Genomic DNA, 18,298 nt, shown 5'->3' with positions numbered 1-18,298 from the left:
AATGATTGATGATACAAAAAATTAATTGAATAAATAGAAGTATTCCCCCGTTGGGTTAAGAGATATCACCTCCTCTCAATCAGGTTTATTAAACTTCAAAAAGATCGACAGATTTTGAAATAAATTAAAGTTGACGACCGTAATAAGGAGCTCCGGTTTTGCCAACGTCAATTTTCAGGATATTGGAATAAGAGTCTAATTGTTGAATCGCAAACAAGAAATTACCTTCGCTCCAGCAGAACGCCCAGACATTCGGGGCAATTAATCCTGGGAATAGAGCCTCATGGCTGCCATCCGCGGGATTGTAAATTAAAATTCCGTCCGTATTATCAGTCGCGAGATACATTTTGCCATCGACGTCGAAAGTGAAAGAATTCACCGTAATGCCCGTCAGCCAATCCTCGTTTGCAAAGTCTAAAAATACTTCCTCGTCTCCGAGCGTCTCTCCTTGAATCGGCGCTCGCCAGATTTTTCCTTCCCCTGTTGCGTCATCAAATCCTGACACATAAATATAATCATTGAAAACACGAATCGTTTTGAGTTTTAAAGGAAAAGTTTTGACGCTCGTTTTACTCTGGTCGGGCTTAACGAGGTAGACATCAGTGTCGACCGTGACCCAGGCATTTCCGCTGGCATCAAAATCAATATCCTTTGGCTCTTTGGGAAGTGTTACGTATGTTCCCTCGGCGCCTGAAGTGTCTACAGTTGCCACCTTTTTCACACGTCCCGCAGCAAAAACAGCATAAATTTTATCGTCAGGGCCGTATTTCATACCGTTCGCTTTGAGAAAAGTAACGTCAGCGACATGGGTTACATTTCCTTCGGTGTCAATCTTTTTGAGTAATTTCCCCTCAATGTCAACGTAGACATTACCCGCTCTATCCGCAGCAATGGCGTAAGCCATCCAGTTGTTTTCTGCCAAATTACCGATGACAGAAACGGCTGCTTTCAATTTATAGTACACCGGGTCGCTAAAAAGATCAGTCTTGTGAACAGCAATTTTTATCTCCAACGAATCCCCAATAATAACCGGTGATTTAATAGTAATTTGTGTTTCAGTCGCGGCAACGACTTCGGCTTTTTTGCCGCCGACAAAGACCAAGTCGTAATCTTTAACCGATGAGAAATTTTTTCCTTTGATGACAATTTCACCGACGCCGGCATAAGTGCTGTCTGCCGGAATTATTTGCTCGATAACAGGCTGCGCGCCGGCAGGAGCATTGGGGTCCCAGAGACTCTCAGGGTATTTGTTTTCGCAGCCAAAGAAAAAGGCGGTGGTGAGCAAAATCAGCGTAATAATTGAAATTGCGTGAAGCTTTTTCATTTTATTTCTCCTTTCAAATAGCAGGGATTATTAGAATTTTTGTTTTCTTAATTTATTTTTATCGAATGATAACGAATTTTTTGAATGTCGAATTCCCTTTTCTGAAAATAATCTCCCCTGTGTCCGGATTGCTGTAATCTTGAGTCACAGTGAAAACAGCAATGTAAATTCCGCTCACTACAACCTGGCGCGACGAAGTGATGGAATTCCACTCATGGTCTCCACTGCCGTCTTCGTGATGAATCGTCTCAATCAGATCGCCCCGTTCAGTGTAAATATTAATGGTACAATGCCCGGGAATATTCAAAAACATGATTTTGTCCGCTTCGCCGGGATACTGGAAATCTTTAGCTCTGATGTTGAACGGATTGGGCACAATGCGAATGCTGTCTAACTTTGAGCCTGGTTTTCTTCGCAAAAAGGCCGGTTCTGTGGTTCTTGTGTAAAAACGGCTGCTGTGAAGCTGCCCGGTCGGATTCAGCTCGCCGGATGTATTATTGTCGCCGTTGTTGACTGCGACAATGTAATAGTAGTAACTGTACCCACGAATCGCCGTAACATCTTCAAATTCTGTCACGCCGGGACTGCACTCATAAATTTTTTGGTAGGTCGTATCCGGCTTACCGACGGCGCGGTAAATTTTATAGCCGGCAAAATCGGATTGGTCTTCCGAAGGGCTTGCCGTCCATCTCAGGAAAATCCTGTCGCCACCCGAACTCACTTCAAAAACAGGCGGCGGCAACGGCGGCTGAGGAATCTGAAAGCCGGAATCGTAATTTCTTTTCGCCCGGCTAAAAGTTAACATGATGGAATCTTTGCCGGTGTAAACCCAGCTATCTTTGTAGGTGTCTTTGTCGTCGGTAGTTGATCCATCCGGCAATTTAAAAGGTCCTTTGTCTGTCGGATCATCGTAGGCATGTTTCCAGTTCGCGCCGATTTGTTCGCATAGTTGGCGATTTAGTCCGTTCACAGCTTCCACTTCAACGATGGTAATGCTGTCTCCGGGAGCGAGATCAAAAGGCCCATAACAAATCCACATATTTGTTCCCCCGCCATCGTTGTGAACTGTGTACGGATCCGGATGCGTCGCCATGTAAGTTTCGTCGAAACGGTCGGTGCCGCCGAGCCCGCGATAAGGTACACCGCTGAGCATTTCGTAAAGATATTTCATGTTATCTTCGTAATCAGCGGACATGTCACCTAATTTAGGATAGGTGTCTCCGGCGTGCCAGCCCAAAACCGCTGGCTGGTAAGGATCGTCACTTTTGTCGGTCGCGCTTTTGTCCACGTGAAGAATGCCAATTCCTGCGTGCTGCGGTGAACACAAGCGACCGTTTCCGGTCATGTCCGGAGCTCCGATATTATCATAATTATTCGTGGAAGATTGCCCGGCCCAGGCAAACGCGCCGCGAATCCATTCGACGATGGGATTGGCCTCGGTAATAACTTCGTTCGCGTGACTGGGATAATCTTCGCCGCGTTTGGTGACCCAAGTGTGCTGTCCCCAGGTCTGCGGCCCGTCGATTTTTCTCGCCCCCTCACGGCAGACGCTGTAGCGGATGCCCCAGCCAATTCTTACGCCTTTTAGCGTTTGATGCAGCTCAATGTCGTCGTCGTAATCCGTATTGCCGGTATTTTTAAAAATAAATTCTTTAATAAAATAGTTGTCGTGATACTGCTGGCTGAAAGCGTAAATTCTCCGCGTCTGTGTAAGTCCCATGGAGGTATTGACTACATTCGTGACGATACGATCCGCAATTTGGTCGGGATTAATTTCGTCAATGTCTCCGGAGTAGATGGCGGAAATATTGTTGCCGTCCACGTAGACCATGGGTGGCGCGAATTTGGCCGTTTGTTTTAATTCCATAGGAAAAAGAGAAACATCCACATATTCATCCCTGGCAAAATAGATTCCGTAGTAGTCGTAATGTTTGCCTTCAGGATTAGTGAAATCCGGCACCGCAATCCACGCTCGCTTGATCACGGCGTTGTCTTGCTGCAGATAATCCGCCGGCCAAACGAGTCCTTCGTAATAGGAATTGTTCCATGCCCGCTCCGAGCCGTAGGCAGAAAAATAGCTCTGCAAAGAACCAATGCGGATGTATCGTTTCTCTGTTCCGGCAACTTGTGCTTTGGCAGGGGTTATTTGAAAAATAATTGTACTCATCAGTGCGATGCAAATGAATAGTGCAAATTGTCTGCTTTTTTGCTTTATGTTCACTTTTCATTCCCTGGTTTTGTTAAAAATTGATCGTGACTCCGAGCATGATGTGTCTCGGATTTATGAAAGCTAACGATTCAATATTGGGATTGTCAATATACGATTTCGTCTCTTTTCGTTTTTTGTTTCTCGCTTCAATTTCAGGATCATTGTTAGGATTCGGCTCCAAGGGATCATATTTCACACCGACCGGCCGAAATTCGCCCACGCGATCATTTCCATGTTCTACGCCGTCTTCCCATGAAAAATTAAGGGATTCCAGATAAGCGAGATAATCGCGATTGTCGGCAAATCCGGCATAATTTCGATATTCAAAGAACCCGGCAGTCAGGTATTTGTTATTAAAAACATTGGAAACGTCAACGTAAAACTGGAGTTCATATTTGCTGATGTGAAAAAGCTTGGACAGGCGCAAATCCGCATTAAAATAATCTTTCCAGCGAACATCATCCACGATCCCCGGAATGCTGTTCGGATTGTAGGTTTCGTAACGCCCGGATTTCCATTCCGCTAAAACATTCAGTCTCAAGCCGGCAAGTGGTTTCAGCCGCAGCCAAAGAGGCCCGAAATTATCCGGCGTGTGAAAATCCAGATTCAGCCGCGCGTAGGGACGAGGTCGTGGTCTGGATTGATACGGATTTTCTTTGAGATAGGTGCGCTGCTCGGTCGGGTTTTCGTAATAGCGTAACAGGCCAAAATAGCCGGAAGTGCGCACGTCATAAGTGTAATTCGCAAATCCGGTAAACCATTTTCCTCTTTGCTTAGTCAGCGTCAATTCAAAGCCACGAATGTCAGCGTAGTTATTGTTTTCCGGCTTGTTGTATTGTACTGAACTGTTCACATTTTGGTAATAAACCCAGCCGATTTGATCAGTCACATCTTTGTAATAAGCGGCGATGTTCAACAAAAACATGTCCAATAAATTTTGAGAAAAACCAAGCTCGTAGGCCACTGTTTTTTCCGGTTTCAATTCCGGATTGCCGATGGACGTAACCAATCCGCTGGACTCGCGTTGAATGCGAAAACGGTACGTCGAAGCTGGTTCAGAACGAAAATGGCCATAGTTAAAATATAATTTTGAATTGTCAGTGATCGGATGAGAAACTCCCAGACGCGGACTAGCGTCCCAACTGGCTTTGGTGTCTTCCGAGGAAAGGTCTCGTTCGATCAGCTTGCCGTAGCCGGCGCTGAAATATTTGTCGTACTGGCTCAACAGATATTTTTTTGAATTGGAATCATAATAATCAAGCCGCAGGCCGATGTTGGCGATAAAGCCCTGAATTTCCATTTTATCCTGAACGTAAATGCCAGCGCGAAACGGAAATACATGATAACGCTGGCTGCGAGTCCAGGTATTCATGGAAGGGCTGTAAGTGCCGGAGCGAATGTTGAAATCATTGTAAACGATTTCAAATCCGCCTTTTACCTGATTATTATTGTTTACCTGACTGGTGATGTCAAATTTCAACGAAGTCGTGGAATTCACTGTGCTGTCTCTTCCCAAATTCATCCAGCCGCCCAGACTCATGCCGTCGATTCCGGGAACGCCGTAGCCCCAATAGCCGTAAGGCGCCTCATCAACAAAAAAGTTGTCCAAGATTTCAAACTTTTTCGTGGTATCGCGCGGCGTCATCTGGTACGTGTCGTAGCGGCTGCCTTTATTCAGCACATTGACCTCGTAAAATGTACGCGGGCTCAACGTGTGCGTGAATTTTAGACCCAACAAACTGCGGTAAATATCGGTGGGGCTGTAGTAACCGGGCATGTAAACGACACTGTTTCCGCTGCTGCTGTGCACCAAATTGGCAATTTGTGCCTGATCGCGAAGGACGTAGCCGGTCGGTGTCGTTGTCCAGCTATAGGGTGAAACCGAAGAAATTTTGCCGTACAGTCCGAGGAAAGATAATTTCATGCCTGGCGCGATGTCAGACGTCAATTTTAGCTGCGTATGCTGGTCAAAATATCCGTCGCGTGACAGCGGGAAGACGAACAATTCTTTTTCCCGGAAATGCGACAGATGAAAACGAAGGTTACCTAATTTTTCGTTCAAAAAAGGCACGGGACCACCAAAGCCGAAATCAACAACATAGTCCGGTTTTTTGACATCGCCCTGGCGGCGATGCTGCCACTCAAACAGTCTTTGCGCTCCCTGCGGCGTCAAATCGTTGGTCGGATCGTCGTCGCGGAGCGTGGCGTAGGAGACAGCGTTCCAGCCTTCGAATTGCGGATATTGTCGCTGTGTGTGTGCGTCCCAATAACTGCGGACGCCGTCGCCGTTGTAATCGGTAAAAGGTTCGCCCGTATCCCAGACGCCATTGTTGTTCGAATCTTCAAAAGGTTCGCCGTTCATCGTGCCTGTCCAGCACACAGTCGGATCTAGATAGGGCCTATTGAAATAAGAGTAAGGGTCGTAAATTGAATGTCCGAAGTGCTTTTTTGCCGCCGGCCCGTACCGAACGGACAAACTTACGCTGTACCGGCTGCGGTCGCCTTCGCGAGTGACGATATTGACCAGCCCTGATCGAATATTGCCATATTCCGCATTAAAGCCGCCGGTTTGAATCTGAATTTCCTGAATGGAACTGAGGCTGACGGCGGTGTAGGGAATATTGGCGCGTTCGTCATTCATAGACAGGCCGTCCAACATGAAAATCGTCTGCGAAGCACTGCCGCCGCGAACGCGAATGCCCTGTCTGTCCTTTTCGATTCCCGCCTGCAAAGTCAAAACTTGCTGCACGTTTTCCACGGGCAAGGCCTGGATCGTTTCCGACATGATACTCATCTGACTGTTGGAAATATCTTTCTGCACGACAGGCCTTTCGGCGACCACAACAACTTCTTCTCCGCCGATTACTTCCTGTTTCAGCGCAGCGTTAATTGTTGTTGTCTGATCGATTATGACGTTCACATTTTCTACTTTATACTCGGCATAGCCAATCATGGAAAATTTCAGTGTATAATTTCCCGGCGGGACGTTTATGATGACGTAATAGCCCCCGGCATCGGTTGCCGCGCCGACATTTGTGCCTTCAATGATGACGTTCACGCCCGGTAAAACCGCTCCGTTTTGCGAATCGCTTACTTTCCCGGAAATTTTTCCCACCGTGCCTGCGTTCAGCGCCATCGCAGCGCTTAAAAAGATTATTAGCAAATAAAAGGGAATTTTTCCCATTGCTCACCCATCCTCATTTATGTTCGTGGTTTGATCAAAAAGTAAAATTCACCGTAATTCGATTGATGTCATCAAAAACATCGAATGGCACGTATGAGTAATCTAACCCCAAGCCGAACACTTTAAATCCAACGCCGTAGCTGATGTTATATTCATCGTGACTGGACATGTAACCGGCGCGGAGAAAAATCATGTTCATAAAATCGTATTCCCCGCCGATGCTGATGTATTCAGGGAAAGATCTGGGATGAACCGCGTCGATGGAGATATTTAGTTTGTGATATTCCGAAGAAATTGGCACAAAATCAAAGGCGTTCATGGAAATACCAATTTTAAAAGTCATTGGCAATTGAAAACTTTCTTTTTCGTACTTGATTTCGCGTGAAAAATTTCGAATGGTCATACCAAACACCAGACTCCGAAAACCGGTGCGATATATAGTGCCGAAATCGAAAGCAAACACATCAAGGTCATATTTTTTCTTTTCCATGATAGTGTCTTCCTCGGTGTAAACAGGCGCGAAACTGGAGCCTAAATCCTGGTAAACATATTTTACCTGTCCGCCGACGGAAAAGCGGTCTGTTAACTGTCTGGCGTAAGAAAGCCCGAACGCGTAAGCATTTGGCTTGGGATTACCCAATAGCTCGCCGATATCCTCAAATCCTTGGTCATTCTCAGCGACACGTGTCCATTCGAATTGGCCGTAGTCAACAGACAAAAAACTTAATCCGAAAACGCCGTAATGTCCGTTGTTGTAATTCAGCGCCATGGTCCCGCCACTGTACTTGATGTCTGCGATCCATTGCATGGTGCTGAAAGAGAGATCGATGAAAGAATTGATAGAAGCCAAGCCCGCCGGATTGTAAAACATACAGACAGACGAACCATCGATCGTAGTGAAAGCTTCGCCCATAGAGGTCGCTCTGGCATCCAGACCAACGCTCATAAATTGAAATCCGGTTTGAGCTAATTTTTTCTGCGCATGTCCCGCTGGAACAATCAGAAAAATTGTTAAGGCTGTGATCATGAAAAGAAACAAAGATTTTTTCATTGTAAAATCTCCTTAACTGATATGGTTGATTTTTTTGTATTTTCTTGATCTATCGAATAATCACAAATTTGCGAATTTCGCGCTCGCCTTTTTTGTAAAGAATCTCTCCGGTTTGAGGATCCGCGTAATCAGCGGTAACTTCAAAAAGAGCGATATAAACGCCGCTGACGACTACTTGTCCGTATTTCGTCGCCGAATTCCAAAAATCATCGCCGCTACCATCGTCATGAATGATAGTCTTGATTAAATCGCCTCTTTCCGTATAAATACGAATGATGCATTCCGCAGGAATATTCAAAAACATTATTTTGTCCGGCTCACCGGGGTACTGGAAATCAATCGCGCGAACATTGTACGGATTAGGTACCACGCGGATTTTTGACAATGCATCGCCCGCCTGTCTGCGCAAAAAAGCCGGTTCAATGGTGCGCGTCCAGAACATGCTGCTGTGCAAAGACCCCGTCGGATTTGTCGCTGGATTCGTATTGTTAGTCCCATCGTCAAAAGAGACAACGTAATAGTAATAAGAATAGCCGCGAACCGCTGAAGTGTCGTCATACGTGTTCACAATTTCCGGGTGATCCGTACCCTCGCCGCAGGCAAAAATTTCGTTGTAAGTTGTGTCATATTTTGCTACGGCGCGATAAACGCGATAGCCGGCAAATCCGGGCCATGATTCTGCATTTTCAGCCCATGACAATCTTATTCGATCGCCGCCGGATTTTACCTCAAAAACCGAAGGCGGCGGCGGAGGCATGGGAATTTGCAAATTTGCAACAAAGTTTCTCCGAGCTCTGCCAAATGTTTTAAACAAAGAATCTTTGCCAGTCATTACCCAGGAATCTTTGTAAACATCTTCGTCAGTGGTAGTCGTCCCATCCGGAAGGTCAAACGGGCCCTGATCCGCAGAATTGTTGTGCGCTTTAATCCATCTTGCTCCGATTTGTTGGCAAAGCTGACGATTGAGACCGTTGACGCCTTCGGCGATTACCAGTCTCACACTGTCTCCGGGGGCCAGGGCCAGTTGATAAGGGCCGTAGCCGTTCATGTTGGAAAATCCGCCCGGCGTGCCTTCCAACTGATCGGGGAAGCCGTCTCCGACGTATTCGTCGTGCCGCGGTAACCTGTGGCCTCTTGTGATCCATTTCCATTCGTCGGCCATGCGCGAGGCATCAAATTGATCGTTGGGACGAGTGGGGGGATCGTCTGACTGCTGGTACGTCGTGGTCGTTGGCTGTTGCGGGTCATCGTCTTTGTTAGAAGGAGATTTGTCCGCGTGTAGCGTAACAACTCCGGCGAATTGCGGTCCCGAAAGTCTGCCGGTTTTGTATTTCACATCCGGATAGCCGATTATGTCGTAGCTCGCGCTTGAATGTTTTCCTGCCCAGGCAAATTGACAGCGCAGCGAGTCTGCGTCAGGGTCGCCGTTCAGCCAATCTTCATAATCGCCGGTGTAATGATAATCGCTAAAACTGAATTCTTCTTTGGCTTCGCCGCGGGAACTGAGCATTTGGCTGATTCCCCAGCGCGGGGAATTTAGCCCGGTCCAGGTGGCACCTTCGCGGCTGACGGCGTAGCGATACTGGAAAAAAAAGTAAACATTTTCCAAGCTTTGGTCAGGCTTTTCAATGTCCGGGTCTTTATCGACATTGCCGGTATTTTTAAAAATATATTCGTACACAAAATAGTTGTCATGATACTGCTGCGCCCAACCGTAAATTTTCCGCGTCATAGTAACGCCGATGGACGTATTCACCACGTCGTAAATCAACCGATCACAGGGAAGATTCTCATCAACTTCCTCGATGACGTCAGCCCACATCAATTCTGAACCGGGATTACCATCCACGTAAACCAGCGGATGATCAAATCTGCCGATCATTTTGAATTCAACGGGCATAAACTCTCTTTGCGTGTCCCAGCCGCGCGGACCTACGTGAACGACCTTGTAGGGAAAAAAATTTCCCCCGTACTGGTCCGCATCGGTGTAATTTGACGTTCCGATCCAGAGCGCTTTTGCCGCCTGACAGTCCATGTCCTGGTACTGCGCCGGCCATTCCAGACCGGCTTGCTGAATTTTTAGGAAGCCATGTTCCGGTTCGCAACCGTCTTCACGGTACCAATTGTGCAGCGAGCCGATTTTGATCTCTTTGACTTCCTGGGCAAAAAGTGGCGCCTGATGAAAAAATGAAAAAGTGACGATTAAAGTCAACAGAGTTTCCCACACTGGGTATTTTTTAAAATTAAGCATCAGACCTCTCTTTTTATGGGAATTTTGATAAAATTATCTGATGATAATAAATTTTCTGATTTCTTTGTCGCCTTTGCGGTAAAGCACTTCGCCCGTCTGCGGGTCTTTGTAGTCATTGGTTACCTCAAAGACTGCGAGATAGACGCCGCTGACGACAACCTGACCGTATTCAGTTGTGGAATTCCAGGACTCGTCACCGCTGCCGTCGTCGTGAATGATTGTATTAATCAAATCTCCGCGCTCTGTGTAAATTCGAATGATACACTCAGCCGGAATGTTCAAAAACATGATTTTATCCGGTTCTCCCGGATATTGGAAATCACGGTTTCTGACGTTGTACGGATTTGGCACCACGCGAATGTCGGCTAATTTATCTCCGGCTGGACGGCGCAGAAATGCCGGCTCGATGGTTCGCGTCCAGAACATGCTGCTGTGCAATTCACCCTGAGGATCTGCGGTTCCGTCGTCAAAAGAAGAAATGTAATAATAGTAGGAATAGCCGCGATGCGCGGAAGTGTCATCATAAGAATGCACAATTTCCGGGAAGTCGGTTCCCTGCCCGCAGGCGAAAATCAAATTGTACGTTGTGTCGTATTTCGCAGCAGCACGATAAATGCGATAGCCTGCGAAATTAGGCCATGATTCCGCGTTGCCGTCCCAGGTGAGACGAATTCTGTCTCCGCCGGATTTGACTTCAAAAAAGCTCGGCGGCGGAGGCGGCAGCGGAATGTTAAAATTGGCGCTGTAATTGCTGCGAGCCAGACTGAAGGTTTTGAATAAAGAATCTTTTCCCGTGAAGACCCAGGCATCTTTGTATTCGTCTGGATCTGTGGTACTCGAACCGTCAGGCAAAGTATAAGGTGAATTTTTCTTATACCAGTTTTTGCCAATTTCTTCACAGAGTTTTCTGTCCAATCCATTAACGCCTTCAGCAACCACAATGCGAATGCTGTCGCCGGGGCCCAGCGTGTAAGGACCATAGCCGTTCATGTTGGAAAATCCGCCGGGCGTTCCTTCCAATTGATCGGGGAAGCCGTCGCCGACAAGTTCGTCGTGCCGCGGCAGACGGTGACCGCGCGTGATCCATTTCCACTCTTCAGCCATGCGCGACGCGTCGAATTGATCGTTGGGACGAGTCGGCGGATCGTCTGATTGCTGGTAGGTCGTCGTTGTCGGCTGTAACGGATCGTCGTTTTTATCTTCAGCAGATTTGTCCGCATGTAACGTTTCGACACCGATAAATTGCGGTCCCATGAGTCTGCCGGATTTGTATTTGACGTCGGGATAGCCAAGCAAATCATAGCTCGCTTGAGAGTGTTTTCCGGCCCAGGCAAACTGGCAGCGCAGAGAATCGGCATCAGTATCGCCGTTGAGCCAGTCTTCGTAATCGCCGGTGTAATTGTAAGTGCCAAAGCTGTATGCCGCTTTGGCCTCGCCGCGGGTGCTGAGCATGGTATTAATTCCCCAACGCGGGGAATTCAGATCAGTAGCGTCAGCGCCTTCGCGACTTATGGCGTAGCGATACTGAAAGAAAAAATAGACATTTTCCAGCGTCTGATCTGGTCGCTCGATTTCATCGTCTTTGTCCACATTGCCGGTATTTTTGAAAATGTATTCAGTGACAAAATAGTTGTCGTTGCGCTGCTGCGCCCAGGCGTAAATCTTTCTCGTGAGCGTGATGCCGATGGAAGTGTTCACCACATTGTAAATCATACGGTCGCACGGTAAATTATCGTCAATTTCGTCGACTTGGTCGTCCCACATGAGCTCGGAGCCGACGACGCCATCCACATAAACGCGCGGATGATCAAATTTGCCGATCATTTTGAACTCGATGGGCATAAATTCACGATTGACGTCCCAGCCGCGCGGGCCGACATGCACAACTTTGTAAGGGTAAAAATTTCCGCCGTACTGATCAGCATCAGTGTAATTTGAAGTGCCAATCCACAACGCTTTGGCGGCAACATTGTCTTGTTTTTGGTACATGGCAGGCCAGCGAAAACCATCTTGCTGGTCCGATTGCAGTCCGGTGCGGCCTACTTCCGGTTCGCAGCCATCGGCGCGAAACCAAGAATGAAGCGATCCGATCTTTATCCATTTGACTTCTTGAGAAAATGCGACATTGGCAATTGCTGTCACAAGCAAAAAGCAGATTGCCAAAATTAGCATCCCTTGCAAAAATTTATTCTCGCTGTGTTTCATATTAACCCTCTATTTTTTCAGATAATTCAAACTAATGCCGGATTAATTTTATTTTTAGTTAAAAATTAATTTTTATACCAAAGAAAATATCTCTCGGATTCAGGTAATACAGCCATTTCAGATTTGGATTATCAATATAGGATTTTGTTTTTCTGCGCTGCTGATTGCGGGCTTCGATTTCCGGATCACTGTTCGGATTTGCCTCAAGGGGATCGTAAGCGACATTAGCCGGTCTCAAGTCGCCGATTTTATCGTCGCCGAATTCTGTGTAACCGAGCGGTTCGCCGACGTCTTTTGGCCAGAGCAGCGAATCAAAATAATCGCGGTAGTCGTTGCCATCAGCAAATGAATAAGAGGAGAAAATTTTCGAATTAAATAAATTGTGGATATCCATGAAGAATTCCAGATTGTATTTCCCGACTTTGAAGTTTTTGCTGATGCGCATGTCCGTGTTGTGATAATCAGGCCATTGAACGTTATATTTAACGCCGGGAAGACTTACGCCGCGCGTCCATGTCGAATAGGTTCCCTCGCGCCACATGAAACGAAAACTTAGCAACAAATCTCCCAGCCAATTACGTCCCATGTACGTGGGGCCAAAATCAACAGGCGTGTGAAATACAATGTTCGCCTTGAAATAAGGCCGCGGCAACGGCTTTTCCTGATAAATATTTTGCCGGTCGTAGCTGCGTTGTTCCGCCGGATTTTCATAATAGCGAAGTTTTCCGAAATAGCCGGCGGTACCTACCTGATAAGTGTAATTCACCATGCCGTAAATCCATTTTCCATACAATCGCTCTAAAGTAATTTCAAAACCGCGGATGTCTTGGTAAAAATTGTCGTCTGCCATCAGATAATTCACTTTGCTGTCAGCGCTGATGTAACGCACCCAGTTAGGTTGCTGTGTATTATCTTTATAATAACCAGCGACGCGTAGCAAGAGTTGATTGAAAAGATTGTGCTCGTAACCTAATTCGTAGGCAACTGTTCTGCTCGGCGTATTATTTGGATTGCCAATTTGAGAAACGCTGCCTTCTGTGACCCGCTGCAAGGTGTACAGCCGCGCCGCGTCAGGCATAGAGCGGTAGTGTCCGTAGTTGAAATAAAGTTTTGCATTTGCCGAAATGGGGTGCGAAATACCGAGTCGCGGGCTGATGTAGTAAAGGCGTTTTGTTTTTTTCTTGGTCACTTCATTTTCAACGTCAGCAGTGTAGTTGCTGCTGAAAAAGTCGCGGTCATACCAAAATTGGGGGTTGTCGATGTCATACCATGTGCCACCGGCGTGGATGTAATCAATGCGGACACCGATATTGGCGCGCAATCCCTGAAATTCCAATTTGTCAGTGACGTAAGCCGCTCCTCTGATAGGATGTTTGTCCCAGATAGTCCAAGGTCTGCCGGAGGGTAAAGTCAAATCAATCCCGCCGTATTCTACGTAGTGTTCGTTGTAAATAAATTCAGCGCCGGTTTTGATTTGATTGGTGGGGTTAACCTGGCTGGTCAAACTGAATTTCGCAGTGGTCGTGTAAATTTCACTGTAATCGCGCGAATTACTCATGCCGACGCCCATGCGCAGACCGTCGATTCCTGAACTCGGATAGGGCATGTAGCCGTAAGGCGCTTCGTCAAGCCAGTAATCATTTCCAATTTTGACAATTTTGCTCGTGTCGCGTAGTGCGTTGGGGCGCGTGCGGTAAATGTTACCGATGCGTTCCAGATGAAACTCGTAAAATGTGCTCGGGCTTTTGGTGTAGGTCAATTTCGCCGATGCCATGTGACGATAAATGCTCGTGGGACACCAGTAATCCGTAGCATACATGATAGCTGTGATGTAGCTTCTCCTGCCTAAATTACGAGCGATGGAACCGGTTGAGCGGAAATATCCGGGCAAGCCGACATTGTTGCTATTCGTCGCACGGATTTCACCATATAGCCCGGTAATGGTCAATTTCATCGAAGGAGTTAAATTGGAAGTTAATTTCAAAGTTGTTACATTGTCAGAGTAAGCGTCCCGGGAAAGCGGAATGAGATACATGTCCTGTTCTTGGCGATGAGAAAGGTAAAAGCGGAGATTGCCAAGTTTGTTACTTACAAAAGGAACAGGTCCGCCAAAACCGCCGTCAATGATATAATCCGGTTTTTTGATGTCCCCCTGTCTGCGATGTTGATAGCGATAAACGCGCTGGGCTGCTTCGGGAGAGAGATCGTTATTCGGATCGTCATCCTGAAGCGTCCTCTCAGACACGGCATTCCAGCCTTCAAATCGGGGATACTGTTTTTGTGTGTAATCGTTCCAGTAAGTCCGGGAGCCGTCATTGTTGTAGTCAGTAAAGGGTTCATTACTATCCCAGGTACCATTTCCGTTCAAATCGTCAAACGGCTCGCCAACTTCTGTACCTGTCCAGCAAACGGCGTCATCTAAAAACGGACGGTTCCAGTAAGAATTTGGATCGTAGCCCGAAGGTCCGAAATGTTTTTTCGCTGCCGGGCTGTAGCGAACGTCAATTGTCGCGCTGTATTTATTGAAATCACCTTCTTTGGTAACAACGTTGACAATGCCGGAGCGCAAATTTCCGTATTCAGCAGAAAAACCGCCGGTTTGAATCTGGATGTCTTTAATGGAAGCCAGACTCACCGCGGAATAGGGCTGGTTGGTTCGCTCGTCCCGCATCGTAAAACCATCCAACATAAACGCTGTCTCCTGAGAACTGCCGCCGCGAATGGACATTCCCAATACACCCGCCTGAATGCCAATAACATCGTCGATGTTTTGGACGGGCAGAGCTTTGATTTGTTCGGATTGGATATTTGCCATACTGGATGATACGTCCGCCTGAACAATAGGCCTTTCGGCGACTACCGTCACTTCCTCGCCCTCCAAAACTTGTGTTTTCAATTTGAAGTCGATGGTCGTCGCGAGGTCGATGTTAACTCGGACATCGACATAAGTTTCAGTGGAGTAGCCTATCATTGTGGCTTTGATGGTATAAGTTCCGGGCGGAACGTTCAGGATGACGTAGTATCCCTGAAGATTAGATGCGGCGCCCAAATTGGTTCCCTCAATAATCACATTCACGCCAGGCAGAGGAGCGCCTGTCTGTGCATCTGTAATGGTCCCGGCAATTTTTCCCGTCGTTCCCGAAAAAAGCAAAGACGCAGAGACAAATAACGTCGCTAAAATAGCTGTCATGAGCCTGTTCATGTCACTATTCTCCCTTAGTTTTTTGTAAATTTTGCAATATATTTGTTCTGATGGGGTAATTTTTTTCGCTCGGGTCTGGAGTTTTCAGAGATGTTGAGATTTTATTTCCCAAGTTAGGAGGGTTTTCAAATAAATTATACATGAGACCAACTTTTTAGTGGTTCATCTAATTTTGGCTTGATGAAAGCAAATCGAATGATAATTATTTGAAGAAAATATTATGACATTAGCTTGACATACATAAACTAATATATATAATTTTTAAAATATTGTCAAGATAAATTTTAAAAAAATGTGAATTAATTTTAATGATTTTTACTTTATTAAAATTAATAACATAAGTTAATTTTTTGTTCGAGGGAAAATTGGCATTGGTTTTTGTTTGTTAACTGTCTATACTAACTTTCGATAAAATGACAAATTTTTATGAAATTAAAAACAATGCAACGCGCTCAAATTGGACAAATTTATATTTGGAAATTTCCCAATGCAAAAAAAAATGCCAGAAAAGGTGTAAGAAATTTATCAGATGGGGGACTGCTGCGAATAGTTACCCGAGGTTGTTGGCCATTTTTTGATTAAGATAGTATTGACACGGCGATTTTTTTGCCCCATCAGGGAACCGCAACTCATAAGCGTCCTTTGTCTTTCTTCAGAAAAACTCTCACCAAAAAGGCTCCGCTGCAAAATTAACAGCAGAGCCATCTTCTCGCTATTCATTCACCCAGTCCATCGCCGGATGTTTTTTGTGGAAATCTGTCGCTTGTTGAAACTGATGCGCGACCGCCAGGATGGTGGCTTCATCGTACAATTGACCCACAAAACAAAAGCTCGTGGGCAAATTTTTCTTTGAAAAACCATTAGGCACGACAACGCAAGGGTGACCTGTCAAATTAGTCACCAGCAGGTTGCCGCCTTTAAAAGAAGGCGCTACGTACAAATCGACATTTTTCATCAAATCTGCCATCTCTGAGATGAGCCGCGTGCGAATGCGGTTGGCGTTAATGTACTCGACCGCCGGAATGAAACGAGACGCGCGAAATGTATTGGGCCAGGCATTTCCGCTCTGGCGTTTCATCAGATCGTCCTGATTGGAACGAGTCAATTCATCAAAGGCAGCCGCCGCTTCGGCAGAGAGGATGAACGAAATGGACGAATAAGGCACGTCTGGCAGTTTGATGGGAACGAGTTTTGCGCCCATTTTTTTGAGCGTCTCCAGCGCCAGCGAGTCAGATTTTTTGAATCTGTAATTTGCGTCAAAATCATTTTTCAAATAGCCAATGCGCAGTTTGCTGATGTCAATGTCAGGATTATAAGGAAACGGAAAATCGACAACAGTCAAATCCTGGCCGTCGCCGCCAATAATTGAATTAAAAACAATGGCGCAATCTTCGGCGCTGCGGCAAATAGGACCAATTTTGTCCATGGTCCAGCTCAATGCCATGGCGCCGTAGCGGCTGACTCTGCCGAAGGTCGGTCTGAGGCCGGTCACGCCGCACACCGTCGACGGCGACACAATCGATCCCCAGGTCTCCGTGCCAATGGCAAACGGAACAAGACCGGCAGCCACTGCAGAAGCCGGACCCGCCGAGGAACCACTGGAGCCGCGAGTGATGTCCCAGGGATTGCGAGTCTTTCCGCCAAACCAGACATCGCCCATTGCCAGCGCGCCGAGGGTGAGTTTCGCCACTAAAACAGCACCGGCGTCCCGCAATTTTTTTATCACGGTGGCGTCCACGTCAATCATCTGATTTTTATACGGTTCGGCGCCCCAGGTGGTTTTGTAGCCTTTGACGGCCAGTAGGTCTTTTGCGCCGAAGGGAATGCCGTGCAGCAAGCCGCGATATTTTCCGGCGGCAATCTCCGCATCGGCGCGCCGAGCCTGTTGAAGCGCTAAATCTTCTGTGAGAGTAATTGTGCATTCCAATTGAGGACCATATTTTTTCAATCGCGCGATGCACATTTTCGTCAGTTCAAGAGAAGTAATCTGTCGCGTCCGAATCAAATAAGCCAATTCCGGAATTGTGGCAAAAGCCAGATTGTCAATATTTTTGGGAGCCGAGATTTTCGGCAGCGTCGGCGTAACGAAAATTCCCTGCTTGATGGGAATGTTTTTCCCTGGCGGAATGGGCTGAAAAAGAATCGCCGGCGATAGGCTATTGTCAATTTTTGTCGCTCGCATTTGTTTGTATTTGGAAAGATTTCTTCGCAGCATGGGCAACATTTGCGCTCGCTCTTTTCCGGAAAACTTGAGTCCGATTATTTTTTCCGCCGCGGCAACGTGATAGCGAGTGAGATTTTTTCCTCCCGTGAGAACGTAAATATTCAATGCGATGCTCAAGCCGAGCGCGGCAATTCCGATGATCAAAAGAACCCATTTAACCGTTTTTTTCGCGTTTGCCATAGTTCTTCTCCCGATTTTTGAAAAAAATGAAAACCGCTCTATTTGAACCATTCCCGATAGATCGCCGGTCTTCTGTCCCGCAGGAAATGGCGTTCCGCATGACAATTTTCGACTTCAGCGAGATCAATTTCTTGAATCAAAATAAAATCTTCCCCAGCCGGAGCCTGCGCAACGACGCTGCCGTCAGGCGCGGTGATGAAGGATTTTCCTTCAAACTCCACGCAATCTTCTTTGCCGACGCGGTTGCACAAAGCGGCGAAATATCCGTTCTGAAAACTGGCGACTTGCAATTCCGCCTCAAATAATCCCGGCGGCCATTCTCCGACAGCGCCCGCCTGCGGCACGATCACCAATTCTGCGCCGCCCAATTTTAGCGCGCGCATGTACTCCGGAAAATGGCGGTCGTAACAAATCGCCACGCCGATTTTGCCGGCTTGTGTATCGAAAACCAGCGAGTTGACATCTCCC

At 46.8% G+C, this 18,298-nt stretch carries 8 protein-coding genes and 1 pseudogene (1 of these 9 only partly in view); all 9 read right to left on the bottom strand.

What is annotated here, in order from left to right; genetic code table 11:
- Window positions 1-124: 124 nt before the first annotated feature.
- The gene (locus GXO74_01745; protein NOZ60383.1) at window positions 125-1,324 is read right to left on the bottom strand and encodes a hypothetical protein; all 1,200 of its coding nucleotides are present in this window, start codon (window positions 1,322-1,324) and stop codon (window positions 125-127) included.
- Between the two features lie 58 nt (window positions 1,325-1,382).
- On the bottom strand, window positions 1,383-3,545 hold the full coding sequence (locus GXO74_01740; GenBank protein ID NOZ60382.1) for a fibronectin: 2,163 nt from the start codon (window positions 3,543-3,545) through the stop codon (window positions 1,383-1,385).
- 19 nt (window positions 3,546-3,564) lie between these two features.
- Window positions 3,565-6,717: a TonB-dependent receptor gene (locus tag GXO74_01735; GenBank protein ID NOZ60381.1), complete on the bottom strand. Its 3,153-nt coding sequence runs from the start codon at window positions 6,715-6,717 to the stop codon at window positions 3,565-3,567.
- Window positions 6,718-6,751: 34 nt separating this feature from the next.
- Window positions 6,752-7,768 (bottom strand): PorV/PorQ family protein, encoded by a 1,017-nt coding sequence (locus tag GXO74_01730; protein NOZ60380.1) that lies wholly within the window; start codon window positions 7,766-7,768, stop codon window positions 6,752-6,754.
- 49 nt (window positions 7,769-7,817) lie between these two features.
- Entirely contained in the window at window positions 7,818-10,019 is a 2,202-nt protein-coding gene (locus GXO74_01725; protein ID NOZ60379.1) for a fibronectin, read from the bottom strand.
- 33 nt (window positions 10,020-10,052) lie between these two features.
- Window positions 10,053-12,224 carry a fibronectin gene (locus GXO74_01720; GenBank protein NOZ60378.1) on the bottom strand — a complete coding sequence of 724 codons (2,172 nt, stop codon included), beginning with the start codon at window positions 12,222-12,224 and terminating at the stop codon, window positions 10,053-10,055.
- Between the two features lie 58 nt (window positions 12,225-12,282).
- Window positions 12,283-15,426 (bottom strand): TonB-dependent receptor, encoded by a 3,144-nt coding sequence (locus GXO74_01715; protein NOZ60377.1) that lies wholly within the window; start codon window positions 15,424-15,426, stop codon window positions 12,283-12,285.
- Between the two features lie 712 nt (window positions 15,427-16,138).
- Complete coding sequence (locus GXO74_01710) at window positions 16,139-17,830, bottom strand: amidase (protein ID NOZ60376.1); 1,692 nt, start codon at window positions 17,828-17,830, stop codon at window positions 16,139-16,141.
- A 38-nt stretch (window positions 17,831-17,868) separates the two neighbouring features.
- Window positions 17,869-18,298 (bottom strand): annotated as a pseudogene (locus tag GXO74_01705) (carbon-nitrogen hydrolase family protein); it runs 401 nt beyond the window's last position.

The organism is Calditrichota bacterium, from assembly GCA_013152715.1.
In the GTDB taxonomy this organism is placed as follows: Bacteria; Zhuqueibacterota; Zhuqueibacteria; order Thermofontimicrobiales; family Thermofontimicrobiaceae; genus 4484-87.
Note: the sequence above shows the minus strand (reverse complement) of the source record. Positions and strands in the feature narration are given on the sequence as shown.